This is a genomic window from Amycolatopsis sp. NPDC051372, from assembly GCF_040682095.1.
Taxonomy (GTDB): Bacteria; Actinomycetota; Actinomycetes; order Mycobacteriales; family Pseudonocardiaceae; genus Amycolatopsis.
In genome coordinates, this window is record NZ_JBFBAF010000098.1 from 1 (window position 1) to 1,633 (window position 1,633).

General features: G+C 45.7%; 3 protein-coding genes. All 3 read right to left on the reverse strand.

The features are described from left to right. Window positions 1-488: fimbrial protein (locus tag AB0M56_RS50495; RefSeq protein WP_364190802.1), on the reverse strand; the 488-nt coding region annotated here is incomplete at its 3' end. Then, window positions 485-964 (reverse strand): fimbrial protein, encoded by a 480-nt coding sequence (locus AB0M56_RS50500; RefSeq protein ID WP_000809301.1) that lies wholly within the window; start codon window positions 962-964, stop codon window positions 485-487. The genes AB0M56_RS50500 and AB0M56_RS50495, both read right to left, overlap by 4 nt. Further along, complete coding sequence (locus AB0M56_RS50505) at window positions 961-1,407, reverse strand: fimbrial protein (protein WP_364190805.1); 447 nt, start codon at window positions 1,405-1,407, stop codon at window positions 961-963. The genes AB0M56_RS50500 and AB0M56_RS50505 overlap by 4 nt, the downstream gene beginning before the upstream one ends. Window positions 1,408-1,633: the final 226 nt, after the last annotated feature.

The following is a 1,633-nucleotide window of genomic DNA, read 5'->3' on the forward strand; positions in this document are numbered from 1 at the left end:
CTTTTTGCCTGAACCCAGGTGTTAAAAAGCAATGTATTACTGCCATCACTCAAAACAAACGTCGCACCAGAGTTATTATTGATCTTCACTGGGACACCATCCACTGTCTCAATACCAATACCCACACCTTGCGCCTGTGAGTCTGAATCAAGAGCTAAAAATCCAGGTTGTCCGGTATCCTCTGTGCCCGTAAATGTCACCTTAACGCTATTTTGTGATTGTGAAGACCCCTTACAGTTTTCTAGCTCAAAAGCCATTGAGACTTTACCTGACTGCATTTGTGTACTCAGATCTCTTGAGCTAATCGTCGGAAAGCGAACTTCTGCCAGTAATCCTCCAGGAGCGACCAACGTGCATGATTTATCAATCAAATTTCCGGTGAAATGAAGGTTGTTTTTCGCGCTCGTCGCTGTTCCTTGAGCTAACAACACTAGCCCCAGTAAACTCCCCGCTGTATATCTGGTGTAGTAGGTTTGGTTTCTTGTCATTGGTAATCCACCTGTAATGTGGCATAGGCTTCAAATGCCCCTTCACTGAGCACCGCTCCGCTTTTTTTCACCAGTACCGCATGTAGTTTCGGCAGATTAGTTTTTGAAATATTTATCGCCTTTCCCTGTTGAAAACGCTGACCGTTTTGCTGCAATTCGACCCCCAGCCCCACCACGTCCGTCTCTACCGCAGAGTCATTAAAATCAGTTTCTACTCCCGTCCAGGTCAGCTTCATTTGTATTCCCGTATCGGTATTCTCAGAGTCACATTCAACGCTATAAGGCACTTCTCGTTTATAGTTATCACCAGAGATGTCACTAATAATGACCTCATTAAATGCAATCTCAATCGTCTTATTTTCACTGACGATGCATGTTGGCGGCGCTATCAAATTGCCATGAAACGTTATATCTGGAGATGAGCTAACCACCGTTGCGTAACTTACCAGCATGATAAAAAATGCGATCTGTTTCATTGATAATCAACCACCATAGTTGCAGTAGCACTGAATGCAGAAGATACCAGCGATACCCCATTCTGCTTCACGGGTACAGCTTCAAGCGTTGGTTGGTTATCGATGCTAAATGGTAGCCAAGCACTGCTTCCTACCGTAATAAGCGAGTCATTCGTAGCGTTTTGAATACGAATACCAAACCCATCAATACCTGTATTAAGCACAGTTTCACCATTGATGACGCTTGTAGGACCCTGCAACTGCATACGTAAGTCATCCGCACCAGTAAGTCGTTGCCCGCAGTCCAGCTTGTAAGTTACTGGCTGCAAATACTGGCTGCCATCTATACGCCTGATGAGCACATCCCCAAAATCGACATCGCTCCCCGTAACGGTACATGGTGGAGGCCCATCTACCTGTACACGTAAAACCATATTTACTGGCTTACTGCCTGCGTAAGTCAATTCCCCTACCGTAGTGCAGATCAGCAGCCCCCCAACCATAGTCAGTAGAATATTTTTCATCCGTTATCTCTTAACCTCATCCCTTGAGACTTTGAACTTTATCCACCTGGCATGTGTTGCCGTCACAGCGGAAAAAGAGTGGCATCCGTGCGCCAAAGTCGTTGACGTAAGTCAGTACCGGTACGCTATCCATTTTCACATTCAGCGGAACTGTGGTTTTCGGCTC

What these genes read in the sequence shown, in the direction of transcription:
- AB0M56_RS50500 (WP_000809301.1), bottom strand. Translation starts at nt 964, where the DNA reads ATGAAACAGATCGCATTTTTTATCATGCTGGTAAGTTACGCAACGGTG.